Raw genomic sequence first — 24,391 nt, forward strand, 5'->3', positions numbered from 1 at the left:
TGGGAGCCAGCCTGCTGGCGATAGCGATCGACACAACAACAAATGTCCCTCTGAGATAACACCCTTGAGCATTCAACCCAGCACATATTCCCCTGATGTCGCGGTGCCGACCGACAAACGTGTCTTCGGTGGCCGCGATCTGTTTTCCCTGTGGTTCTCCCTCGGCATCGGCCTGATGGTCCTGCAGACCGGCGCTCTGCTCGCGCCTGGCCTGGGCCTGTCCGGCTCGTTGCTGGCGATTTTCCTTGGCACTCTGGTCGGCGTGCTGTTGCTGGCCGCCGTCGGCGTGATCGGTAGCGACACCGGCCTGTCGTCGATGGCCGCGCTCAAGCTCAGCCTCGGCAAACGCGGCGCGAGCCTGCCGGCCGTGCTGAACCTGCTGCAACTGATCGGTTGGGGCTCGTTCGAAATCATCGTCATGCGCGACGCCGCCAGCCTGTTGGGCGCGCGTGCGTTCAGCGAAGGCAGCCTGCTGTCGAATCCGCTGCTCTGGACCCTTTTCTTCGGCGGCCTGGCAACCTTGCTGGCCGTCAGTGGCCCGTTGACGTTCGTGCGGCAGATCCTGCGCAAGTGGGGCATCTGGCTGCTGCTGGCGGCGTGCATCTGGCTGACCTGGAACCTGTTCGCCAAAGCCGATCTGGCGGCGTTGTGGGCACAGGCCGGTGATGGTTCGATGCCGTTTGCCGTGGGCTTCGACATCGCCATCGCCATGCCGCTGTCGTGGCTGCCGCTGATTGCCGACTACTCGCGTTTCGGCAAGCGTACGAAAAATGTCTTCGGCGGTACCGCGATCGGCTTCTTTATCGGTAACTTCTGGCTGATGAGCCTGGGCGTGGCCTACACCCTGGCGTTCGCGCCGAGCGGTGAAGTGAATGCCTTGCTCTTGGCGTTGGCCGGTGCTGGCCTGGGGATTCCGCTGCTGCTGATTTTGCTGGATGAGTCGGAAAACGCGTTCGCCGATATTCACTCGGCAGCGGTGTCCAGCGGGATTCTGTTGCGCTTGAAAGTCGAGCACCTGGCATTGGCCATCGGCGTGATCTGCACACTGATCGCTTGCCTGGCGCCATTGGCCCAGTACCAGAACTTCCTGTTGTTGATCGGTTCGGTGTTTGCGCCGCTGTTCGGCGTGGTGCTGGTGGATCACTTCATCCTGCGCAAACGCAGTGCTCAGGTGGCGTCAGCCGCATTGCGCTGGCCGGCGTTACTCGCCTGGTTGGGCGGGGTGAGCACGTATCACTTGCTGGCCAACCTGTACCCGGACATCGGCGCAACCCTGCCGTCGTTGATTCTGGCAGGGCTGCTGCAGCTGGTGCTGGGTCGGGCTTTCAGTTACGGCCCGGAAACAGCTCGGGCTTGAGAATGCCGTTCAGGCGTGGGTAGGGGATCTTCAGTTCGACGTGGCCCAGCGCATAAGGCGCGATGGTGCTCACTTCGTACTTGAGGATCACCCCGCCGTAGGTCAGCGCCACGTTCTGGGTTTTCTGGAACGGCCAGCTCTTGACGAACTCCGGTTCCTGATCGAGCTTGGTGCTGATTAACCAGCTGTTATGCGCCACTTGCGCCGCTTTCCAGAACGCTTCTTCCTGCCCCGGCAACAACATGTCCGACAACGTCAGCACTTTATGTTGCTGGCGCGAATAGTTGATGAAGCTGCGGCCCGGCGTGCCGTGTGCGCCGCCGGTGTCCAGGTAGCTGGAAAATTCGACGATCACCAAGCCGTCATGCTGCTCACGTACCTTGGCTTGCAAGTAGCTGCTGTAGCGCGGGCCGGCGGTGCGCAAAAACTCATCGCGATAGGCCGCCAGCGTCGGCGCCGCCGGGGCGTCCGGCGAGGTGCGGGTCATTTGCAGCAGGCGTTTTTCGATGATGCCGTCCAGCTGGGGTTCGGCCGGGAAGCGCAGCGTATCGATGTTCACCAACGGGCAATCAGGCGTCGTGCAACCTGGCTTCAGCTGTTCGGACGCGTCGCGGGTAGTTTCCAGCGGCGCCCGGTAGTTGGGCTGGAACAGACTCTGGCACGCGCCCAGGGTCAGGGCGATTGCGGCCACGGAGGCGATTTTAAAAAGCGACATGGGCGTCCTTCATAAAACAGGGAAAGGCGAAAAGTTATCCGCTTCGACTCTCAACGAAGCAGTCAGTTCGCCACTAAGCTAATTAGAGTTGGTTTCCCCCTCACCGTCCATCCCGCTGACGGTAAAGGGGCTGCATCAAAGGTCACGGGCGCGTTAGGATGGCGCGAAGTCGAGGCTGGAGCCTCGGACAGGATTTGTAGAACGAGGATTGTCATGACTGATTTTGCCAACGCCATTCCGACCGCCGTAGATATCGTTCGGCGCGAAAAGTGCTTCGAGGGCTTCTACAAGCTCGATCGCGTGCACTTGCGTCACGAATTGTTCGCCGGAGGCATGAGCCGCGAAATCCATCGTGAAGTGTTCGTTCGCCATGACGCGGTGTGCGTGCTGCCCTACGATCCGCAGCGCGACGAAGTGGTGCTGATCGAGCAGTTTCGCGTTGGCGCCATGGGCAAGACCGACAATCCGTGGCTGATCGAACTGGTCGCTGGTCTGATCGACAAAGACGAACAACCGGAAGAAGTTGCTCACCGCGAAGCGCAGGAGGAAGCTGGGCTTGTGTTCGGGGCACTCTGGCCGATGACCAAATACTTTCCATCGCCGGGCGGCAGCAATGAGTTCGTGCATTTGTACCTTGGGCGCTGTGACAGCGCCGGGGTGGGCGGCCTGCATGGGCTGGAGGAAGAGGCTGAAGATATCCGCGTCACGGTCTGGGCGTTTGAAGATGCCTTGCAAGCCGTACGCGACGGTCGTATTGCCAACGCGGCAAGCATCATTGCCTTGCAATGGTTAGCGTTGAACCGCGTTGAAGTGAGGGGGTTATGGTCGTAAACAAGCTGCGCGATCGCTATCGGGTGGACCTGGTGGGGCTGCAAGCGTCCTGCGAGGCGAACTACGCGCGCCTGATGCGACTGCTGCCGGACATGCGCAATGAGCCGGCCGCGCGGCGTATTGCCGTGACCCATGGCGACCAGATGCTCGGCGTCCTGGCCCTGGAAGTGCTGCAGGTCTGTCCGTACACCACGACCCTGCAAGTGCGCCAGGAACACAGTCTGCCCTGGCTGCCGGTGCCGCAACTGGAAGTTCAGGTCTATCACGACGCCTGCATGGCCGAAGTGGTCAGTGCCGAACATGCACGACGCTTTCGCGGCATCTATCCTTACCCGAACGCCTCGATGCATCAGCCGGATGAAAAAGCCCAGCTGAATATGTTCCTGGGGGAATGGCTGAGCCATTGTCTGGCGTTGGGGCACGAGTACGAAGTCGTACGGTAGTTGTGGCGAGTACGAAGTAGTTGTGAACTGCGTCAGGTTCACAGGTTTCCCCTTTTGATCGTCCCCCAGCATAATTGCGGCACTCATCCATCCCGTGATTCAGCCCTGGGAGAACGCCTTGCCGAGCGTATCCACATTGACCACCGCCGATTCGGCGTTGCTGGTGCAACTGTCCGACAGTCATCTGTTTGCCGAAACGGACGGGACGTTGTTGGGCATGAATACGCGCGACAGCCTGCAAAAGGTCATCGAACTGGTGCGCCTGCAGCAGCCGCAGATCGACTTGGTCATTGCCAGTGGTGATATTTCTCAGGATGGGTCGTTAGAGTCTTATCAACTTTTTCGCGACCTGACGCGACAGCTCGATGCGCCGGCGCGCTGGATTCCCGGCAATCATGATGAGCCGCAGATCATGGCGGAGGCTGCCGTGCAGAGCGCGTTGCTGGAGTCGGTGGTGGATGTCGGTAACTGGCGGGTGACGTTGCTGGATTCGGCCGTGCCGGGGTCGGTGCCGGGGTATTTGCAGGATGAGCAATTGCAGGTGTTGGTTCGCTCGTTGAGTGAGGCGCCGGAGCGGCATCATCTGGTGTGCTTCCATCATCATCCGGTGTCGATCGGGTGTGCGTGGATGGAGCCGATCGGGTTGCGTAATCCGGAGGCGTTGTTTGCGGTGCTGGACCGGTTTCCGCAGGTGCGTGCCGTGCTTTGGGGGCATGTGCATCAGGAGATTGATCAGGATCGTAACGGGGTGCGCTTGATGGCTTCGCCTTCGACTTGCATTCAATTCGAGCCGGGGAGTGATGACTTCAAGGTTGGGGATCAGGCGCCGGGGTATCGGTGGTTGCGGCTGTTGCCTGATGGCCGGATTGAAACCGGCGTGGAACGCGTCACAGGCTTCGATTTCCAGGTCGATTACGGCTCCAACGGCTACTGAGTATCTGCGGTGCTGCCATCGCCAGCAGGCTGGCTCCCACATTGAATCTGCGTCGCGCACAAATCCCTGTGGGAGCCAGCCTGCTGGCGATAGCGTCCGCTCAGACGACATGAATTTCGCGGATATCCCCGATTTCCCCGTCACCCTGTAAACTCCGTCTCTTTACCCGACGTGCAGGGAGTTCAAATGTCCGGTTCGATCCTTTATATCCACGGCTTCAACAGCGCGCCCGCCTCGAAGAAGGCCACGCAGTTGGTGAAGGTGATGGAGCAGCTGGGTTTGGGCGATCAATTGCGCGTTCCGGCCTTGCATCACCATCCGCGGCAGGCCATCGGTCAGCTGGAGCAGGCGATTGAGGAGCTGGGGCGGCCACTGCTGGTCGGCAGCTCACTCGGCGGCTACTATGCGACTCACTTGGCCGAGCGCCATGGCCTCAAGGCCCTGTTGATCAACCCTGCCGTCAGTCCGCACCGGATGTTCGACGGGTATTTGGGGACGCAGAAAAACCTGTACACCGATGAGGCCTGGGAATTGACCCACGACCACGTGACGGCCCTGGCCGAGCTGGAAGTGCCGGCGCCTCAGGATCCACAGCGGTATCAGGTGTGGTTGCAGACCGGCGATGAAACACTGGACTACCGCCTCGCCCAGCAGTATTACCGTGCCTGTGCCTTGCGCATCCAGGCCGGCGGCGACCATAGTTTCCAGGGTTTTGCCGAGCAATTGCCGGCGATGTTGAGTTTTGCCGGCATCGGCGCAGATGTGTATCAGGTGATTGATTTCACGGCACTGTGAATCATCGCCCCTTTTTCATAGAACACTCTTTTTACAGGCGGACGACGAGACCCCATGGCCACTCCCAGCGCTAGCTCTTATAACGCAGACGCCATCGAAGTCCTCTCGGGCCTCGACCCGGTGCGCAAACGCCCCGGCATGTACACCGACACCAGTCGGCCGAACCACCTCGCCCAGGAAGTCATCGACAACAGCGTCGACGAAGCCTTGGCCGGGCATGCAACGTCGGTGCAGGTCATCCTGCACGCCGATCACTCCCTGGAAGTCAGCGATGACGGCCGTGGCATGCCGGTGGACATTCACCCGGAGGAGGGCGTGTCAGGCGTCGAGCTGATCCTCACCAAGCTCCACGCGGGCGGCAAGTTTTCCAACAAGAACTACCAGTTCTCCGGCGGTTTGCACGGGGTGGGTATTTCCGTGGTCAACGCCTTGTCGACCGAAGTCCGGGTGCGCGTCAAGCGTGACGGCAACGAATACCAGATGACCTTCGGTGACGGTTACAAGAAAACCGAGCTGGAAGTGATCGGCACCGTCGGCAAGCGCAACACCGGCACCAGCGTGTTCTTTGCGCCGGACCCGAAGTACTTCGATTCACCGAAATTCTCCATCAGCCGCCTCAAGCACGTGCTCAAGGCCAAGGCCGTTCTGTGCCCGGGGTTGCTGGTCAGTTTTGAAGACAAGGCCACCGGCGAGAAAGTCGAATGGCATTACGAAGACGGTTTGCGCTCCTACCTGGTCGACGCGGTCAGCGAATTCGAGCGCCTGCCGGACGAGCCGTTCTGCGGCAGCCTGGCCGGTAATAAAGAAGCCGTCGACTGGGCGCTGCTGTGGTTGCCCGAGGGCGGCGACAGTGTTCAGGAAAGCTACGTCAACCTGATCCCGACCGCGCAGGGCGGTACCCACGTCAACGGTCTGCGTCAGGGCTTGCTCGATGCGATGCGCGAGTTCTGCGAATTCCGCAGCCTGCTGCCACGCGGCGTGAAGCTGGCCCCGGAAGACGTCTGGGAGCGCATTGCGTTCGTACTGTCGATGAAGATGCAGGAGCCGCAATTCTCCGGCCAGACCAAGGAACGCTTGTCGTCCCGCGAGGCGGCGGCCTTCGTGTCCGGTGTGGTCAAGGACGCGTTCAGCCTGTGGCTCAACGCCAACCCGGAAACCGGCATGCTGCTGGCGGAACTGGCGATCAACAACGCCGGCCGTCGTCTGAAAGCCAGCAAGAAGGTCGAGCGCAAACGCATCACCGCAGGTCCTGCGCTGCCGGGCAAGCTCGCCGACTGTGCCGGGCAGGATCCGATGCGTTCCGAGCTGTTCCTGGTCGAAGGTGATTCCGCCGGCGGTTCGGCCAAGCAGGCGCGGGACAAAGAATTCCAGGCGATCCTGCCGTTGCGCGGCAAGATTCTGAACACCTGGGAAGTCGACGGCAGCGAAGTGCTGGCCAGCCAGGAAGTGCACAACATCGCCGTGGCCATCGGTGTCGATCCGGGCTCGGCGGACATCGCCCAGCTGCGCTACGGCAAAATCTGCATCCTCGCCGACGCCGACTCCGACGGCCTGCACATCGCCACCTTGCTCTGCGCATTGTTCGTCCAGCATTTCCGCCCATTGGTGGACGCCGGTCACGTTTACGTCGCGATGCCGCCGCTGTACCGCATCGACCTGGGTAAAGAGATTTACTACGCCCTCGACGAAGCCGAACGCGATGGCATCCTCGATCGTCTGGTGGCCGAGAAGAAACGCGGCAAGCCACAAGTCACCCGATTTAAAGGTCTGGGTGAAATGAACCCGCCGCAGCTGCGCGAAACCACCATGGACCCGAACACTCGGCGCCTGGTGCAGTTGACGCTGGAAGATTTCGAAGCGACTTCGGAAATGATGGACATGCTGCTGGCGAAGAAACGCGCCGGCGATCGTAAATCCTGGCTCGAATCCAAAGGCAACCTGGCCGAGGTTCTTGGCTGATGCGGGTTGGCTTTGCCCTGGCGTGTGCGTTTCTTCTGACCTCGGTTGCGGCGTTTGCCGAACCGGCGCCGGAATTGCGCCTGTTGTCCGAGCATCCCATCGATGGCATGCGCGGCGGCAACCTGTCGGGGTTGGCCCAGTGTGGCAAGGATTTGTGGACGGTTTCCGATCGCGATGACGATCAGATCTACCGCCTCGATACCCGCGACACAGTCTGGCAGGCCGAAACCGTGGGCATCGGTGTACCGCCGGTGCCGGACAACGGGTTGCCCTGGGGTTTGCGTGCGCGGGCCTGGGCGGCGGCGTTCGTGCGCGGTGGCGATCTGGATTTCGAAGGCATTAGCTGCGACAGCGCCGGCAATCGCTACATTGTCAGCGAGGCCCATGCGGCGGTGCTGCAAGTGCCGACCACGGGGCCGGCCTCCTGGCTGAAAATCTCGCCGATCATGGTTCGCGAAGCCCGGGCCAGTGGCTTGTTGCTGCACTTCAATGCGTTGTTCGAAGGCCTGGCGGTCAACCCTGAAGGCGATCAACTGTGGCTGGCCGCCGAGCGCGAGAGCCGCGGATTGTTGCTGATCAAGCGCAAGCAGACCGTCTGGGACTGCGATGGCGGCTGTGTGCTGCTGAGCGAGGCCGGAAGGGAAATGCAGCCTGCACAATTTCCCCGCGCCAGGGCGATGCCCAAGGATTTTGCCGATCTGGCCTTGTTCAACGGCAAGTTGTTTACCCTGGAGCGCAACGCCTTCGAGATTTGCCGCCGTGATGCGGTGACGGCCAAGGTTGAGCGCTGCTGGTCGTTTGCCGCCGAGGCATTGCAGGAAAATCGTCGTTATCCACAGGCCTTTGGGCTGGCGGAAGCATTGATCGTGGACGCCGATGGCGCCTGGATCGGCATCGACAACAACACCGGTGCCCGCGCCGATGGCGAGGTCCGCCCAATCGTCTGGCGTTTCGCCGCGCCTGAAGGTGGCTGGAGTGCCACGCCGTGAGTCAGCAAACGCCGGGCAAGCGCGCCGGCCGCGTATTCCTGGTGCTGGCCTGGTGCGCCGCACTGTTTCTGGCGACGCGGTTTTTCGGCCAGTGGGAAGCGCGTCAGCAGAACCCCAACACCGTCGTCAGCTCGGAGCAGGGCGAAGGTTTTATCGAAGTGAAACTGGCCAGCAACTCGCAGGGTCACTTCGTCGCCAGCGGCCAGATCAACGGCCAGCCGGTGGATTTCATGCTCGATACCGGGGCGACCGATGTGTCGGTCCCGGCGGAAATGGCCGAACGGCTGAAGCTGGAAAAAGGTTTCGGGGTGACTCTGAGCACGGCCAATGGCCTGAGCCAGGGCTATCGCACCCGCATCGATCGGCTGCAACTGGGCGACATTGTGTTGCGTGATGTCCGCGCCCTCGTCGCGCCAGGCTTGAACGGCAATCAGGTGCTGCTCGGGATGAGCGCGCTGAACAAACTTGAATTTACCCAGCGCGGTGGCACCATGCTGCTGCGCCAGACAACGAACCAATGAGGCCCGCATGAGCGACTCCCTTGATCTCAGCCTGGACGGTGTAGAGCGCCGGTCACTGGCTGACTTCACCGAAAATGCCTACCTCAACTACTCCATGTACGTGATCATGGACCGTGCCTTGCCGCATATCGGCGACGGCCTGAAGCCGGTACAGCGGCGCATCATCTATGCGATGAGCGAGTTGGGGCTGGACGCTGATTCCAAGCACAAGAAGTCGGCGCGTACCGTCGGTGACGTGCTCGGCAAGTTCCACCCGCACGGCGATTCGGCCTGCTACGAAGCCATGGTCCTGATGGCCCAGCCATTCAGCTATCGCTACACGCTGGTCGACGGCCAGGGTAACTGGGGTGCGCCGGACGATCCCAAGTCCTTCGCCGCCATGCGTTACACCGAAGCGCGGCTGTCACGTTATTCCGAAGTGCTGCTCAGCGAGCTGGGCCAGGGCACCGCGGACTGGGGCCCGAACTTCGACGGTACGCTCGAAGAGCCGCTGGTGTTGCCCGCGCGTTTGCCGAACATTTTGCTCAACGGCACCACCGGTATCGCCGTGGGCATGGCCACCGACGTGCCGCCGCACAACCTGCGCGAAGTCGCGACGGCGTGCGTGCGCTTGCTCGACGAGCCGAAAGCCACGGTCGAACAGCTCTGTGAACACATCCAGGGCCCGGATTACCCGACCGAAGCGGAAATCATCACGCCGCGCGCCGACCTGCTGAAAATGTACGAGACCGGCAAGGGCTCGGTGCGCATGCGCGCCGTGTACCACATCGAAGACGGCGACATCATCGTCACCGCGCTGCCGCATCAAGTCTCCGGCGCCAAGGTGCTGGAGCAGATCGCCGCGATGATGCAGGCCAAGCCGTCCAAAGCCCCGCAGATCGCTGACCTGCGCGACGAATCCGACCACGAAAACCCGTGCCGGATCGTGATCATTCCGGGCGTCCGGAAGAATTTCGACCACGACGCGTTGATGACTCACCTGTTCGCCAGCACTGAGCTGGAGTCGAGCTACCGGGTCAACATCAACATCATCGGCCTCGACGGCAAGCCGCAACTGAAGAACCTGCGGGCATTGCTGGTGGAATGGCTGGAGTTCCGGGTCCAGACCGTGCGTCGTCGCCTGCAATTCCGCCTCGACAAGGTCGAGCGTCGCCTGCACCTGTTGGACGGTTTGCTGATTGCCTACCTCAACCTGGATGAAGTGATCCACATCATCCGTACCGAGGAGCACCCGAAAGCCGCGCTGATCGAGCGTTTCGCCCTCAGCGAAATCCAGGCCGACTACATTCTCGACACCCGTCTGCGTCAGTTGGCGCGACTGGAAGAAATGAAGCTGCGGGCCGAGCAGGATGAACTGCTCAAGGAACAAGCCAAGCTGCAAGCGCTGCTGAGCAGCGAAGCCAAGCTGAAAAAACTGGTGCGCACCGAGCTGATCAAGGACGCCGAAACCTACGGCGACGACCGTCGTTCGCCAATCGTCGAGCGCGCCGAGGCTAAGGCCTTGACCGAACACGATCTGCTGCCGAACGAGAAAGTGACTGTCGTACTGTCGGAAAAAGGCTGGGTCCGTTCGGCCAAGGGCCACGAAATCGACGCCACCGGGCTGTCCTACAAGGCCGGGGATGGCTTCAAGGCCTTGTCGGCGGGACGCTCCAACCAGTTCGCGGTGTTTATCGACTCCACCGGTCGCAGTTATTCGGTGGCCGCGCACACGTTGCCATCGGCCCGTGGCCAGGGCGAACCGCTGACCGGTCGTCTGACGCCGCCACCGGGGGCGAGCTTCGAATGCGTGCTGATGCCGGAAGACGATTCGCTGTACGTGATCGCCTCCGACGCCGGATACGGTTTTGTGGTCAAGGGTGAAGACCTGCAAGCCAAGAACAAGGCGGGCAAGGCGTTGTTGAGCTTGCCGAACAACTCGAAAGTGATTCTTCCGCGCCCGGTGAGCGATCGCGAGAACAATTGGCTGGCTTCGGTGACCACCGAAGGTCGCCTGCTGATCTTCAAGATCAGCGATCTGCCACAATTAGGTAAGGGCAAAGGCAACAAAATCATCGGGATTAACGGTGAGCGTGTGGCCAGTCGCGAAGAATATGTCACGGACATCGCTGTATTGCCGGAGGGTGCCACGTTAGTGCTACAGGCCGGGAAACGTACCTTGTCACTGAAAGCGGACGACCTCGAACACTACAAAGGTGAGCGCGGGCGTCGTGGTAACAAACTGCCACGTGGCTTTCAGCGGGTAGATGCGCTGCTCGTCGAAAACCTCAATTAGGCGTCCCAGAGCGCTCGATCTACGATTTAACGCGTAGATCGACACTTTGGCGCTGGAGTCGGAACGCATATTCACGGATGATATGGCCTTTCAAGCGCCGGCGTGGCCGAGCGTTCTTCATATTTATTGAGTATTTTCACTGTGGTTAGCCTTGTGGCAACCACCTGGACGGGACGATGACTGCTCTGCGCCTTCCTTTTATTTTGATGCTCGCCGGCGTACTTGGCCTGGCGGGTTGCAGCGTTCACCAGCCGGTGTCGCTGTATCAACTGGACAGCGGAAGTCCGGTTCAGCCTGCGCAAAGCGCGGGCATGGCCGTATTGTTGGGCCCTGTAACGGTGGCCGATTACCTGCAACGCGAAACGCTGTTGCAGCGGCAACCGGATGGCAGCCTGCAAGCGTCGACGGACGGTCGTTGGGCGGGTAGCCTGTCTTCGGACATCGATCAGCTGTTGCTGCGTCAGGTCGCGGGTCACCTGGACAGTCAGCGAGTGGTGCTGGCGCCAGCGACATTGGGTTTCACACCGGATGTTCAGGTCTTGCTGACCATCACGCGTCTGGATTCGGGTGAATCGCAACCGGCGATCCTGGATGCGCAATGGCGTTTGATCGACCGTCGTGGCCAGGTGCGTGATAACCGCATCATTCATTTGCAGGAACAGCACGCTGGTGGCACGGCGGCTCAGGTTCAGGCGCAAGGTGTATTGCTGCAGCGTCTGGCCCAGCAGCTGTCGGTGGCGTTGAAGCCGCTGGCCAATCAGCCGCCGATCGCCGAAGCCCCACGCAAGCCGGCTGCCAAGCCTGTGGCGCCTGCGGCAGAACAGGAAAAGCAGCCAAAGATCCCGATGGCCTCGCCGATCCGCACCGATATGGAAGTCTTCAGGTTCTAAGCCTGGATTGATTCGAAGCAAAGCCCGCAGTGATGCGGGCTTTGTCGTTTCTGCGGGTTAGACTTTTATCGCTGCTGATGGCCTCTTCGCGGGCAAGCCTCGCTCCTACAGGGGTAGAGTCGTTCGCGAATACCTGTAGGAGCGAGGCTTGCCCGCGAAGGCGTCGGGACAGGCCACAAAAAAGCCCGCAGACAATCACTCATCTGCGGGCTTCTTCATATCGAGGCGATTACGCCCGGCGTTCGTGCATCCGCGCCAGTTGCCGCTCGAGCATCGACGGGTAAGGCTCCATCAGCCGCTCCACGCAGCAAGCACCTTCAGGGCTGGCGATCGGGCGGATCCGCGCACGTTGGCGGATCAGCGCGTCGTCACCGATCTTGCGCTCCACCAGCAGCAGGTTGCGGCTGTGTTGCGACAGGGCCAGGGCGTCTTGAGCGGCCTCGGTCAGCAGCAGATCGATCTGGCTCAGGCCGAACAACTCGTCGCCCAGGGTCAGGCCCAGCTGCAATTGCAGGGTGATGCCGCTGTCGGCGACTTCGATCTGCAACTGATGGCCCAGCGCCCGCAGCAACTCGCCGCAGCAAATGGCGTTGGTCAGGTAGTCGTCGCCGCTGTCTTCGGTGTGGAACAGCATCAGCGTGCTGCCATCGTTCAGGGTGTGCAGCTCACTCTGGTAGAGCGAGGCGGCCTGATCGAGGCAATCGCGATAGCGTTTGAGCAGTTCTTCCAGGCGCGTGCGGGGCAGACGACGCAGCTGATCCTGAGCGCCCAGTTGCACGGCCAGGACCGCGCTGTGCTGTGGCACGTTCGAGACGACGGGTTTGGCGACCGGTTTCGGCACGGTAACGGCCGAGTCATCGCGAAGATCGGCAAACGGATCTTCATCGTCGTCATCGTCTTCAACGGTGCTGACAATGTGCCGGGGCGCAGGCTTGAGGCCGGCCACAGGCTTGCTTTCATCGAAGCTCGGATCCCGCAGGTTACGCACTTCGAAGGCCGGATCGGTATCGTCGACGTCTTCGAATTCGGGTTCAGGCTCCGGCTCGGCCGGCTCAGGCGCGAAGTTGGCGTGAAGCTGGCGGGCCAGGTCGCCGATTTCATCCTGACGCTCGGTGCCCGGGGTGTATTCGTCGATATTGCGCAGCCACACGCGCAATTGCAGGAGCGGCGTGGAGATGTGCCGACCCAGGCGCAAGCTCAAGGCCAGGGACAGCGCCAACAGAATCGCGCTGAGAATGCCCATGCTTTGCAGGCTGATGGTCATCGGCTGCTGGAACTGATCCATGTCCAGGCTGATGCGCAGTTGCCCGGCGGTCACGTCCTGGAAGGTGATCTTGCTCTGGTACATGCCTTCGGCTTCGCCCAGCAGGCTATGCTTGGGGCGCTGACCGGCTTCGGCGAGGATGCGATTATCCACGCTATAGATGGCGGCGTGGGCCACCAACTTGTTTTTGGTCAGGTTGTTGAGCAGTACGTTGAGGCTGAGGATGTCGTTGGACACCAACAGCTCCGTGGCCGACGTGGCGGTCTGCGTGGTCAGGCTCTCGCCCAGGGCATCCGCCTGCTCGTGCATGGCCTGCTTGAACTGCAAACCCATCACACAGGCATAAATCACCAGGGCCAGAGCGACCAGGATCACGTTATGGCTGGCAATGCGCAATGCAATCGGTACACGGCGGTGGCGCAGTGCACGGAAGATCAGCAGAAAGAAGTTATCGGTTTTTACTGGCGTGGGCCGGTTCACTTGAGCTCGGCTCTTTTGTCCGTGAAGTTGACGCGCAGTATAGCGACAGGCCCTAGGCCGGCAAAGCGCTCACGGTGCCCGATGGTCACTGAATGTGGGTAGAATGCGGTTTTTTTCCACCTGCGGGGGTGCGCCTTGCGCGAAATCGTCCTGATAAACATCACGGGAGTCGACCGTCCGGGTCTGACTGCGGCCATTACCGGCGTTCTGGCCCAGGGTGGTGTGAACATTCTCGACATCGGTCAGGCGGTCATCCACGACACGCTGTCGTTCGGCATCCTGGTTGAAATTCCTGACACCGAGCAAGGCAAGTCGGTGCTCAAGGACATCCTGTTCACGGCGTACAAGCTCGATCAACAGGTGCGTTTCACGCCGGTGTCCGAAGAGGATTATCAGCAGTGGGTCGGCAATCAGGGTAAAAAACGCCACATCGTGACCCTGCTGACCCGCAAAGTGACTGCCGGGCAATTGCAGGCGGTGAGCTCGATCACCGCCAAATATGGCCTGAACATCGACCATATCGATCGTCTGTCCGGGCGCATGCCGCTGGACACCCCGGCCGATCAGGGCAAGGGCTGCATCGAGTTTTCCGTGCGTGGCGAAGCGGCTGATCCGCAGGCGCTGCGCGCCGAATTCCTCAGCGTCGCGCAGGAACTGAACGTCGACATCGCGTTCCAGGAAGATTCGCTGTTCCGCCGTAACCGCCGGCTGGCGGTGTTCGACATGGACTCGACGCTGATCGAAGCCGAAGTCATCGACGAGCTGGCCAAAGCGGCCGGCGTCGGTGATCAGGTGTCTGCAATCACCGAACGGGCAATGGCCGGTGAACTGGACTTCCGCGCCAGCTTCAAGGAGCGCCTGGCCTTGCTCAAAGGGCTGGACGTCAGTGTGCTGGATTCGATCGGCGCGTCGCTGCGCCTGACCGAAGGCGCCGAAACCCTGTTCGCCGAACTCAAACGCCTGGGTTACAAGACCGCCATTCTGTCGGGCGGCTTCACCTACTTCGCCAAGCAATTGCAGGCCAAGTTGGGCATCGATTACGTGTTCGCCAACGAACTGGAAGTGGTCGACGGCAAGGTGACGGGCGTAGCGGTCGAGCCGATTGTCGATGCGCAGCGCAAGGCCGATCTGCTGAAGGAGCTGGCGCACAAGGAAGGTTTGCGTCTGGAGCAGACCATCGCGGTCGGCGACGGCGCCAACGACTTGCCGATGCTGGCGATTGCCGGGCTGGGCGTGGCGTTCCGCGCCAAGCCGCTGGTCAAACAGTCGGCGAAGCAGGCGATTTCCACCCTTGGTCTGGATGGCGTGCTGTACCTGCTGGGCTTTCGGGATCGTGACGGGCAGCTCTGAGATTTGTGTTGATTGGTAGGGACCCTTTGCGGGCAAGCCTCGCTCCTACAGGTACGCGGTGATTGTGTAGGAGCGAGGCTTGCCCGCGAAGGCCGCGCTGCGGTTTCACAGACTCACAACGACTTCCACAACGAATCAAAATCCTCTTCAGCACCGACCGCGCCGCTCCCTGCGGCGTTTTCCAGCGGCCGATAGGCAAACTGATTGAAGCTGTTGGTGCTCGCCAGCCGCCGATCCAGCCCCGCCCGGCGTTCCTCGCCATTGGTATTGATGATCACCTTGTTGCCTTCCTCGAAGGGCAGTCGAGGGGCGAGCAGGGTGGCCGGCAGGTCGATCGCGCTGATCGCGGGCAACAACAGGCCGCGCAGGTAATGGCTGTGCTCATCACGGGTGCGCATCAGTTGCAGGCCGCAAGGCTCGGCGTAAGGCGCGACCTGTTCGATGCCCATTTGCGTACCGCCGCCACGCACCTGGCGAATCCACCGCACCACGGCAATGCTCCAGCCCTGACCGGCGGAATCTTCGATGCCGATCATTTCGCCAGCCTGCAACTCGGCAGGCACCGCGCCAGGCCAGGCCAGGCAATAACCGCCAGGACTGTGATTGATCACCGGCAGGGCATACGTCACAAATTGTCGATTGCGATCGGCCGCCTCATGGCTGTCATCGTTCTGAAGCTGCGGGTACTCGATTTCTTCGTAGGGCAGCAGTGCGCTCGCGTTGCCATGGGGTGCCGCATCAAAAGCGTGGTGCCATTGATCTTTTTCCCGGCCCGCAGGCGCGGTCACCGAAAACTGCGCGGGGCGCACACCGGGGGTTTTCAAAATGTCGCTGAACGAGCGTTGGCCGCCGAGATAATAATGCAGCGCGCTCATGCCCACGCACAGGGTCAAGGTGCCTTGGCTGGCGGTGCGCTGGAAGCCGCGCTCGGCGGCCTGACCCCAAGCGGCCTGCAGATGTTGCAGGGTGTCCAGGCTCAATCCCGTCGGTACCGGCAGTGGTGATGAGGTTTCGGTTTTTTGCAGGTGCGCCTCGATGGCGGCGACCAACGGCTGCGGATCGATCCCGAGCAAACTCGCCTGCTGCTCGGCCTCAAACCTGGAGCGGTAACGCGGCCCGCTGTCGAGGTCGGGTGCGATCGCAAACAGTCCATCAGCCGGTTGGCCCGGTTGTAGCTTGATCCATTTGCTCCAGGGCTCCAGCACCTCGGCCAGCCGGGCGATCTGGTTCTGGCGCAGCTGATTACAGCGCGAGGCGCCCAGCAGCAAAGCGACCACGTAAGTCTGTTCGGCGCTCAGGTTGGGCGTCTGGCTGGCCAGTTCATCGCGCAGGCTCAGGTGCTGGAGCCGGTACGCGCAGGCGATCCGATACAGCTGATGCAGCTCCAGCCACAGGCCTTCCGGCACCGGGCAATAGAGTTGGGTCGAGCGAATCAGCGGGCCGTTAAGGCAATGGATCGCCCGTTGCAGCGCTTGGGCCAGCAGCGGCGCACGGTCCTTGGTGAAGCGCGGGGTGATGCGCACGACAATCTGCTTATAGCCGATCGCCAAGTGACTTTGCAGCGCCTGGCAGAGGTTGGCGATCTTGCGGGAGCGCTCGTCGAGGACAATCGCCTGATGCAAAAAATGCCGCTCCAGGTGTTTGCAGACGTAATACACCTCGGGCCGCAACAGTTCGAGCAGTTGCAGGCGGTTATCACTGGGTGTGAGCAATTGATTGAGTTCGCTCAAGCCTTGATACAACTGGCGAGCGGTTTCGCCAATATTGGCTTTGGGCAGGTCGGCGATCCAGCGCTTGAGGTCGCGCGGGGTGGGCTCACAGAACGACAGGCGTAACTGCGTCGGGAGCGGGGCGCGTAGCAGCAGGTGAGGACTGGTTTCATTCATGCCGTGGACAAACTCCAACCGGGAAATGGGCAGTGAATGACCTGACTGTAGCAGCAATGGCCCTGTAGGAGCGAAGCTTGCTCGCGAAGGCGATCTTAAGGACGCCTTCGCGGGCAAGCCTCGCTCCTACAGGGGCGGGGTCAACCCCACGAAAATTTTTCGCGGAGTTAATCAGGGAATCAGGCGTTTGGCAGGCCCATGCCCTGGCCCATCTGCACTGGCGAACCGGCCGCCAATTCTTCCGCCCACTTGACCTGATCCGGGCCGAACAGCACGACAGCGGTCGAGCCCAGTTTGAAGCGACCCAGTTCTGCACCTTTCTCCAGATGGATCGGTGCGCGCGCTGCTTCGTCGTAACGGAAGGTTTTCAGCTCGCGCTTTGGCGGTGTCACCAAGCCGGCCCAGACCGTTTCGATCGATGCAACGATCATCGCGCCCACCAGCACCACGGCCATCGGCCCGCGCTCGGTGTCGAAAATGCACGCCACGCGCTCGTTGCGGGCGAACAGTTCCGGGACGTTTTCAGCGGTGGTCTGGTTGACCGAGAAGATCCGGCCCGGAATGTAGACCATTTCACGCAAGGTGCCGGCCAATGGCATGTGCACGCGGTGATAGTCCTTCGGCGACAGGTAAATAGTCGCGAAGTCGCCACCCATGAACGGCGCGGCATTCGCGGCATCACCGCCCAGCAATTCCAACACACTGAAGCTGTGGCCCTTGGCCTGGAACACACGGCCGTGCTCGATCGGGCCGAGCTGGCTGACGGCGCCGTCGGCCGGGCTGAGGATCGCACCCGGGGTTTCGTCCAGCGGGCGAGCGCCGTCTTTCAATGCGCGAGTGAAGAACGCATTGAAGTGCTCATAAGCCGTCAGGTCTTCGACCAGTGCCTGGGACATGTCCACCTGATAGCGCTTGGCGAACCAGGCGGTAAAGGCATTCTTGAACCAGCGCACGCGGCATTCGGCAATGCAGCCGGCCAGTCGCGACAGCAGGTGATGGGGCAGCAAGTATTGGCTGAAGATAAACAAACGCTTATTCATTAACTGTCCTTAAAAACCTTAAATCTCTACGGGCGTATCGGGATGGTTGCCCCATTCGCCCCAGGAACCGGCGTAGCCTTTGACCCGCGGATAACCGAGGGATTTGGCCACCAGATAGGTGAAGCCAGATCGATGGTGAGTCTGGCAGTGGGTAATCACTTCTTTGTCTTTGGTGATGCCGAGTTGTTCGAGGATTTGCGGCATGTCGGTGCGGATGCGCAGATTGCGCGTTTGATCCATGCCGGCGGTCCATTCGAAATTGACCGCGCCCGGAATGTGCCCGGCCTTGGCCGCCAGGACTTTCTCGCCGGAGTACTCCAGCGGCCCGCGTGCATCCCAGATCGCCAGGTCGGCGGCGCCGAGACGGCATTGCAGGTACTCGCGGGTCGCGGTGGGCTCATCGTGCAACGTCAGGGCGACCGGGCCACCGACCGCTGGCGGAATCTGGATCGACATCGGCAAGCCTTCCGCCAGCCAGGCCTTCAGGCCACCGTCGACATAGTGGTACTTGTTGTGGCCGATGACATCCAGCAGCCAGATAAAGCGCCCGGCCCAACCGCCGCCTTCGTCGTCATAAACGACGTAGACCGCATCGGGGTTGTGCCCCAGTTCGCCGAACAATGCTTCAAGCGCGGCGTGGGTCGGCAGCAGGCCTGGCGCCGGCGCCTGACCCAGCTGAGTGCGCTTTGGATCAACAAAGCGCGCACCGGGAAGATGCCCTTCGGCATAGCGGGCGCTGCTGGTCAGGTCCACCAGAATCAGTTCGCGGGCGTCGAGACGCGGGAGCAAGTCGCTCGGCTCGATGACCAGCGGCAAGCCAGAGAAGTCAGACATGTGAGGTCTCCAGAGCACAAAGGGGAGGATTGTAGCGCAGCCTCATTGGCCGCGGGTGCTAAAGCTATGCAGCGCTTTCTCTATGCATTGCGCGGTTTTACCGAAGGCTTGCACGGTGATTTCCGAGAACGGCCCGCCGCCCTGATCCGCCACCACAATCATGATCACCCGACCATTATTGACCAGTGAGCGCAGCAGCAGGTGTTCGCCGCCGAACTGTGAACGCAGGCTCGCCGGCAGCAGCGCCGAGAATTGCGCGTTGTTGGCCGGTGTCAGTCGCACCTGCGCTTGCTGCGAGAGCAAGCGTTGCAGCACGGTGCTCTGGCTGACCAGGAAATTCAGGCCCGCCGCGTCTTTCGGCAGCCCGGCGATCTGGTGCACGCGCAGATTGGCGTGCGTGCGGTCGGCCATCAGGATCATCACCCGACGCATGCCGCACGCGACTAATGCGTCCCGCGCAGAAGTGGTCAAGTGCATGGCATTGGTGAAGCGACTCGGCTCGACCAGCAACTCGGCACATTGCTTGCGCCACTTCGCCAGGTCTTCGGCGGTCGGTGCCGGGGCCGGCAGCAAGCCGGCATGGATGCGGTTCACGCCCCACGGCCAGATCAGCGACACCGCCGGGTGCCACAGGTCGGGCATGGCGTGATAACGGGCACTGTTCGCGGCCTGTTGGTGCAACTGCTGCTGCACCTCGTCCATCGGCATTTGCAGGTAAAGGCTGGTCAGGTATTGCCAGCGCTCACTGTGCGGACTGTCCCAGGCCTGTTGCGCCGACAGCGCCAGACCATTGGCCAGCAGCACGGTGTTGGCCGGTTGATTGAGCCAGCGGCGCAGGGACGGATCGTCATCGAGGCGGTTTTGCTGACGCAACGGATGTTCGCTGTCACGCGCGATGCGCAGGACTTTGACCAGCTCCCGTTGTTCGTTGAGCAACAGTCGATAGCCTTGCTGGACCCAGATCGGCAGGCGCCAGATGTCCACCAGCGCCAAGCCGATTTCCAGCAGGCGCACGCCAAACAATTGCTTTTCGACTGTGCGCGCCGACTCGCCTTTATGGATGACCCGCAGCTCCCATTCTTCGAGCAATTGCGGATGCGTCAGTGCCAACGGCCAGAGCGGCGAAAGAAACAGCAGGCTGCCCCAATGAATGTCCTGCCACAGCCGCGCCAGGCGACTGGCAAAAAAACCGTTGGCCTGTTGGGTCGCGTGCTGGCTGATCAGCTGCAGTTGGCGCAGGGCCAGCGGGATCTCGGACTGAGGCTGGGCGGGCAGGCGGGCAAGCAGTTCTTCGGTGCGTTTCAAACCGAGGCGATTGATCGCCACCTCAAGGTTTTCCGCCGGCTCGGTCATGCTGCCATGGGTGTGCCGGTTGGCTTCGCGAATCACGCTCAAGGCCAGGGCCGGGCTGTCCTGCATCAGTTCGGCGATATCACGCAACGAACTGCGACTGTTGGCGAGGGCCTTGCAGACGCGGTCATGACTGACTTGCGGAACCGGCAGGCGCACGCCATCGAGAAGCTTGACCCAGCCTTCGAGCGTGGTCGGTTTTGGAGTTGGAACGTTCGTTTCATTAGCCATGGTTGGACGCGATCACCGTCTGCATTACCTGTGCCCGGAGCGGGCTTAATTGGCTTTTCGCCTGAACTGGCTTTAGTCTGGCGCAGTTTTGCCGATAAGTAGAAGAAGAGATTTTTTAACTTCCGAATATGACCTTGAACCCGACTCAGTAAGTGCTCTCCTACCTATGGCTAAAATAATCGGCATCATCGTCGTATTCGCGAGCGTGCTCGGCGGATACGTGCTCTCCCACGGCAAAATTGCCGCCCTGATCCAGCCCTTCGAGGTGCTGATTATCGGTGGCGCGGCGCTCGGCGCATTCCTGCAGGCCAACCCCGGTTACATGACGATGCACGTGCTCAAGAAGTCCTTGGGCATGTTCAGTTCGCGCTTCAACCACACGTTCTATCTGGAAGTGCTGGGCCTGATCTACGAGATTCTCAACAAGAGCCGCCGCGAAGGCATGATGGCGATTGAAGGCGACATCGAAGATGCCGCGGCGAGCCCGATCTTCGCCAAGTACCCGACGGTTCTGAAAGATGACCGCATGACCGCATTCATCTGCGATTACCTGCGCATCATGTCCTCCGGCAACATGGCTCCCCATGAGCTGGAAGGCCTGTTCGACATGGAGCTCTACAGCCTCAAGGAAGACCTGGAGCACCCGTCCCACGCTGTCAACGGCATCGCTGACGCCATGCCCGGTTTCGGTATTGTCGCGGCGGTACTGGGGATCGTGGTGACCATGGCTTCCCTGGGCGAAGGCGACCAGAAATCCATCGGCCTGCACGTCGGTGCGGCACTCGTGGGTACCTTCTTCGGTATTCTCGCGGCCTACGGTTTCTTCGGTCCGCTGGCCCATTCCCTGGCCCACGATGCCAAGGAAGAACTGAACGTCTACGAAGCCATCAAGGCCTCGCTGGTCGCTTCAGCTTCGGGCATGCCGCCATCGCTGGCGGTGGAGTTCGGCCGCAAGGTCCTGTACCCGGCGCACCGTCCTAGCTTCGCTGAGCTGGAACAAGCGGTTCGTGGTCGCTAAGCCATGGAAAATAACCAGCCGATAATCATCAAGCGCGTCAAGCGCATCGCCGCCGGACATCACGGGGGCGCCTGGAAAATCGCCTTCGCCGACTTCGCGACGGCGATGATGGCGTTCTTCCTGGTGCTGTGGCTGCTCTCTACTGCCACACCAGAACAGAAGATCGCCATCGCCGGTTACTTCAAGGACCCGGTCGGTTTTTCCGAAAGCGGCACGCCGTACATCATCGACCTGGGCGGCACGCCGACCCTGGCGCCGGAGAACACCCTCAACCCCGAGGTGAAATCCCAGCCGCAACCGGACAAAGTGACCATCGACACCGAACAGGTCGAAGGCATGGCCGAGCAGGTCGAGAAAGAACGCCTCGAACTGTTGCTGCAAGAGCTGCAGAACAAGGTCGAAGAGAACCCGCAACTGAAGAAATTCAAAGACCAGATCCTGTTCGAAATCACCCCGGACGGTTTGCGCATCCAGATCGTGGACGCCGAAAACCGGCCGATGTTTGACTCCGGCAGTGCGCGTCTGAAACCGTATTTCGAAGACATCCTGCTGGCCATGGCCGACACCATCAAAGCGGTGCCGAACAAGATCAGCATCAGCGGCCACACCGATGCCAAGCCGTACACCGGTACCGGCGATTTCGGTAACTGGGAACTCTCGGCCAACCGTGCCAACGCCGCACGCCGTGCGCTGGTCGCCGGCAGTTATCCGGAAGCGCAGGTGGCACGGGTTGTCGGTTATGCCTCGTCGGCGTTGTTTGATCGGGAGAACCCGTTCAACCCGGTCAACCGTCGTATCGACATCGTCGTGCTGACCAAGAAAGCCCAGCGCGCCATTGAAGGTTCACAAGGTGCAGAACCGGTTCCGGAGCCGACGCAAGGGCAAGGTGGCCCGGGTGAAGTGCCCGCGGATCCAAATGCGCTGCCGGCGGATAAAGAACCTTTGCCAGCCCACGAGTTGCGCGAACGTCTGAATCTGTTCGATAACCCGAAGCCCGCAGAACCACCGAAGCAGTGACCCACAAAAAAGCCGACAGTGATGTCGGCTTTTTTTTGCGGCTTTCACTGGTTTGGAAGCCAGACGCGGCCCCTTGTAGGAGCTGGCTTGCCAGCGAAGGCGGCCCTGAGAGCACTCGCTTTTAAGTGGATCAGAATCGTCTATCAGTGCTGGAAAACCAGCACCGTCTATGACGAAAAGGCTTACTTGCAGGCATTAACGCGGCGTGGATCAACGTTGGTAGAGGCGCCGATGGAGGTGGTCACAGGTTGACGGACAGGCTCAGGGCGTGAGGGGGCGGTGCGTCAAGATCAAAAGCACGGCGGCCTACCGGCCGGCCTGATTTCAGCGCATGCGTTTCCCTGTGGGAGCGAGCTTGCTCGCGAAGGTCGTTAACGATGACGCGTTTAAACAGGATAAACGCTGCGCATTTAAGATCTTCTGATTGCGGTAAAAATCAAGGAGTGAGGGCATGTCCGAGAAAGGTGTAGGAAGTCTCCGAGACGTATAAACCGGGTTTTTCTTCGCTTAAGGCTCGCCTATAGTTTGTCCGTCGCCGACGAATCGGTGATCGACTTTAGCCAGTCGTAACAGATGATGCACAAGCGCCCGTATAATCGCGGCGCTTTTTGCTGCCTGACATCTACATGTCTATGGTGGCTGTGCGTGGGACACCTTCGGGTGTGCCGGGTTCATCTGTCCGGTTGGCTAACCCGCGTACAGCTACCACCCCAATTCGTTTAGCCACGAAAGGGTGGGAGTTTCACCTATCAGATGAGATTCAAGTCATGCCTAAATACCACCCGCTCCAAGGCAACTTCAGCGTCGGCCCGACGCTGTACATCGACACCGAAGCCCGCGCTTCCGATCTTCTTGAAACTGCCGTCCACCGACTCAAAGCCGCGCGCAATCTGCTCAACAGCGTCACCTGCCTGTGCGTCAAAGAAGCCGAAGGACAGGACCTGGAGCATTTCGCCAATGCTGCGCACATGTTGATCCAGGATGGCTGTGATGCTTTGGATGTGCTGGGGTGGACGCTGGAAAAAGCCGCACGCTGAAAACAAAAAAGCCGCGAGATGATCGCGGCTTTTTTACGCGGGAAGCTGCCGATCATTTTCGTGGCATCACGAAAATGATCCAGGCTACTTAATAGCTGCTTTCCGGCAAACTGGCGATGATCGAGCGGTAGCTGTTCATCCGTTGCTGCTGCACGCGGCCTTCTTCGAGAGCTTTGAGCAGAGCGCAACCCGGCTCGCGGTCATGTTTGCAGTCGCGGAAGCGGCAGGTACCGATCAAGTCGTTGAACTCGATGAAGCCGGCTTCGACGTCGGCGCGGCTGACGTGGCCCAGGCCGAATTCGCGGATACCCGGGGAGTCGATCAACTCACCGCCACCGGGGAAGTGGAACAACCGCGCGGTGGTCGTGGTGTGAGTGCCCTGGCCGGACAGCTCGGACAGCGGGCCGACACGGGCTTCGACTTCAGGCAACAGGGTGTTGACCAACGAGGATTTGCCGACGCCGGACTGGCCGACGAACACGCTGATGTGCCCGTCCAGTTGTGCCTGCAATAGCTCCATGCCATTGCCGTGATGTGCCGACACTTCCAGCACCGGATAACCCAGCGTACGGTAAACCGCCAGCAGGGCATTCAGCGCCGGGGCGTTTTGCTCGTCGATCAGATCGAACTTGTTCAGCAGCAGCAACGGACGAATGCCCGCATGCTCGGCGGCGACGAGGTAGCGGTCGATCAGGTTGGCGTGGGGCTCGGGCAGCGGGGCGAAGACAATGACGATCATGTCGACGTTGGCCGCCACCGGCTTGAGCTGACCACGGCTGTCCGGGCGGCAGAGTTCGGTTTTACGTGGCAGTTGCGCCACGATCACGCCGATGCCCTGGTTGCCGGCACGCCAGACCACCTGATCGCCGGTCACCAGCGCAGGCAGGTTGGCGCGCAAGTGACAGCGGAACACCTGGCCGGCCAACTCGCCATCGAGCGCTTCGACTTCGACTTGCACACCGAAGTGCGCGATCACCAGGCCCGTCTGTTCCGGACCCAGGTCGCCACCTTCAAGTGCCTCGACAGCCGAGGACTCGCGTTTGGCGGCGCGGGCAGCGCGCTCGCCCTGAATCTTTTCGATGCGCCAGTTTTGACGACGATTGAGTTGGCGTTTGGCCATGGGTGTTCCGTATCAAGAATGCAGCGATTAGGTAAAACGGCCGCGAGTTTAGCAC

The 24,391-nt window shown here is 60.9% G+C and carries 21 protein-coding genes; 14 read left to right on the forward strand and 7 right to left on the reverse strand.

What is annotated here, in order from left to right:
• Window positions 1-64: 64 nt before the first annotated feature.
• On the forward strand, window positions 65-1,357 hold the full coding sequence (cytX, locus tag ACIPL2_RS29020) for a putative hydroxymethylpyrimidine transporter CytX (RefSeq protein ID WP_401362466.1): 1,293 nt from the start codon (window positions 65-67) through the stop codon (window positions 1,355-1,357).
• On the opposite strand, the gene ACIPL2_RS29025 is transcribed toward cytX, so the two are convergent.
• Window positions 1,326-2,072 (reverse strand): RsiV family protein, encoded by a 747-nt coding sequence (locus ACIPL2_RS29025; protein WP_401362468.1) that lies wholly within the window; start codon window positions 2,070-2,072, stop codon window positions 1,326-1,328. The genes cytX and ACIPL2_RS29025 overlap by 32 nt on opposite strands.
• Before the next feature lie 213 nt (window positions 2,073-2,285).
• Between ACIPL2_RS29025 and ACIPL2_RS29030 the strand changes: the two genes are divergently transcribed.
• From ACIPL2_RS29030 to ACIPL2_RS29070, 9 genes are all read left to right on the forward strand, one after another.
• Complete coding sequence (locus ACIPL2_RS29030; protein WP_401362471.1) at window positions 2,286-2,903, forward strand: NUDIX domain-containing protein; 618 nt, start codon at window positions 2,286-2,288, stop codon at window positions 2,901-2,903.
• Window positions 2,894-3,346 carry a DUF1249 domain-containing protein gene (locus tag ACIPL2_RS29035; protein ID WP_046819863.1) on the forward strand — a complete coding sequence of 151 codons (453 nt, stop codon included), beginning with the start codon at window positions 2,894-2,896 and terminating at the stop codon, window positions 3,344-3,346. Before ACIPL2_RS29030 ends, ACIPL2_RS29035 begins: the two co-directional genes overlap by 10 nt.
• Before the next feature lie 118 nt (window positions 3,347-3,464).
• Window positions 3,465-4,280, forward strand: a complete 816-nt coding sequence (gene cpdA / locus ACIPL2_RS29040) for a 3',5'-cyclic-AMP phosphodiesterase (protein ID WP_401362473.1) — start codon at window positions 3,465-3,467, stop codon at window positions 4,278-4,280.
• Between the two features lie 186 nt (window positions 4,281-4,466).
• Window positions 4,467-5,075, forward strand: coding sequence for a YqiA/YcfP family alpha/beta fold hydrolase (locus ACIPL2_RS29045; RefSeq protein ID WP_401362475.1), 609 nt, complete (start codon window positions 4,467-4,469; stop codon window positions 5,073-5,075).
• Between the two features lie 54 nt (window positions 5,076-5,129).
• The gene (gene parE / locus ACIPL2_RS29050) at window positions 5,130-7,034 is read left to right on the forward strand and encodes a DNA topoisomerase IV subunit B (protein ID WP_401362478.1); all 1,905 of its coding nucleotides are present in this window, start codon (window positions 5,130-5,132) and stop codon (window positions 7,032-7,034) included.
• Window positions 7,034-8,023, forward strand: coding sequence for an esterase-like activity of phytase family protein (locus tag ACIPL2_RS29055; protein WP_401362481.1), 990 nt, complete (start codon window positions 7,034-7,036; stop codon window positions 8,021-8,023). The genes parE and ACIPL2_RS29055 overlap by 1 nt, the downstream gene beginning before the upstream one ends.
• Window positions 8,020-8,544 (forward strand): TIGR02281 family clan AA aspartic protease, encoded by a 525-nt coding sequence (locus ACIPL2_RS29060; RefSeq protein WP_401362484.1) that lies wholly within the window; start codon window positions 8,020-8,022, stop codon window positions 8,542-8,544. Before ACIPL2_RS29055 ends, ACIPL2_RS29060 begins: the two co-directional genes overlap by 4 nt.
• A 7-nt stretch (window positions 8,545-8,551) precedes the next feature.
• On the forward strand, window positions 8,552-10,819 hold the full coding sequence (gene parC, locus ACIPL2_RS29065; RefSeq protein ID WP_401362487.1) for a DNA topoisomerase IV subunit A: 2,268 nt from the start codon (window positions 8,552-8,554) through the stop codon (window positions 10,817-10,819).
• 176 nt (window positions 10,820-10,995) lie between these two features.
• On the forward strand, window positions 10,996-11,709 hold the full coding sequence (locus tag ACIPL2_RS29070) for a membrane integrity-associated transporter subunit PqiC (protein ID WP_401362490.1): 714 nt from the start codon (window positions 10,996-10,998) through the stop codon (window positions 11,707-11,709).
• Window positions 11,710-11,938: 229 nt separating this feature from the next.
• Here ACIPL2_RS29070 and ACIPL2_RS29075 read toward each other — a convergent pair whose 3' ends face one another.
• Window positions 11,939-13,453: an AhpA/YtjB family protein gene (locus ACIPL2_RS29075; protein WP_401362493.1), complete on the reverse strand. Its 1,515-nt coding sequence runs from the start codon at window positions 13,451-13,453 to the stop codon at window positions 11,939-11,941.
• A 135-nt stretch (window positions 13,454-13,588) separates the two neighbouring features.
• Here ACIPL2_RS29075 and serB point away from each other — a divergent pair, with 135 nt between their 5' ends.
• Entirely contained in the window at window positions 13,589-14,803 is a 1,215-nt protein-coding gene (gene serB, locus ACIPL2_RS29080; protein ID WP_008153333.1) for a phosphoserine phosphatase SerB, read from the forward strand.
• 113 nt (window positions 14,804-14,916) lie between these two features.
• On the opposite strand, the gene ACIPL2_RS29085 is transcribed toward serB, so the two are convergent.
• From ACIPL2_RS29085 to ACIPL2_RS29100, 4 genes are all read right to left on the reverse strand, one after another.
• A complete protein-coding gene (locus tag ACIPL2_RS29085) occupies window positions 14,917-16,689 on the reverse strand; it encodes a molecular chaperone (RefSeq protein ID WP_401362497.1) in 1,773 nt (590 codons plus the stop codon).
• 179 nt (window positions 16,690-16,868) lie between these two features.
• Complete coding sequence (gene asd, locus ACIPL2_RS29090; RefSeq protein ID WP_401362499.1) at window positions 16,869-17,729, reverse strand: archaetidylserine decarboxylase; 861 nt, start codon at window positions 17,727-17,729, stop codon at window positions 16,869-16,871.
• Window positions 17,730-17,747: 18 nt separating this feature from the next.
• On the reverse strand, window positions 17,748-18,563 hold the full coding sequence (locus tag ACIPL2_RS29095; protein WP_401362502.1) for a rhodanese-like domain-containing protein: 816 nt from the start codon (window positions 18,561-18,563) through the stop codon (window positions 17,748-17,750).
• A gap of 42 nt (window positions 18,564-18,605) precedes the next feature.
• Window positions 18,606-20,144: an HDOD domain-containing protein gene (locus ACIPL2_RS29100; protein WP_401362505.1), complete on the reverse strand. Its 1,539-nt coding sequence runs from the start codon at window positions 20,142-20,144 to the stop codon at window positions 18,606-18,608.
• A gap of 166 nt (window positions 20,145-20,310) precedes the next feature.
• On the opposite strand from ACIPL2_RS29100, the gene motA reads away from it, so the two are divergent.
• The 3 genes from motA (at window position 20,311) to ACIPL2_RS29115 (ending at window position 23,216) form a co-directional block, all read left to right on the forward strand.
• Window positions 20,311-21,162, forward strand: a complete 852-nt coding sequence (motA, locus tag ACIPL2_RS29105; protein ID WP_401362508.1) for a flagellar motor stator protein MotA — start codon at window positions 20,311-20,313, stop codon at window positions 21,160-21,162.
• A 3-nt stretch (window positions 21,163-21,165) separates the two neighbouring features.
• Window positions 21,166-22,179 (forward strand): flagellar motor protein MotB, encoded by a 1,014-nt coding sequence (motB, locus tag ACIPL2_RS29110; RefSeq protein WP_401362510.1) that lies wholly within the window; start codon window positions 21,166-21,168, stop codon window positions 22,177-22,179.
• Window positions 22,180-22,946: 767 nt separating this feature from the next.
• Entirely contained in the window at window positions 22,947-23,216 is a 270-nt protein-coding gene (locus ACIPL2_RS29115; protein WP_401362512.1) for a hypothetical protein, read from the forward strand.
• An 88-nt stretch (window positions 23,217-23,304) separates the two neighbouring features.
• Here ACIPL2_RS29115 and rsgA read toward each other — a convergent pair whose 3' ends face one another.
• Window positions 23,305-24,336 carry a small ribosomal subunit biogenesis GTPase RsgA gene (gene rsgA, locus ACIPL2_RS29120; RefSeq protein WP_401362515.1) on the reverse strand — a complete coding sequence of 344 codons (1,032 nt, stop codon included), beginning with the start codon at window positions 24,334-24,336 and terminating at the stop codon, window positions 23,305-23,307.
• Window positions 24,337-24,391 lie beyond the last annotated feature (55 nt).

The sequence above is a fragment of the Pseudomonas sp. NPDC086251 genome, assembly GCF_044746405.1.
GTDB lineage: Bacteria > Pseudomonadota > Gammaproteobacteria > Pseudomonadales > Pseudomonadaceae > Aquipseudomonas.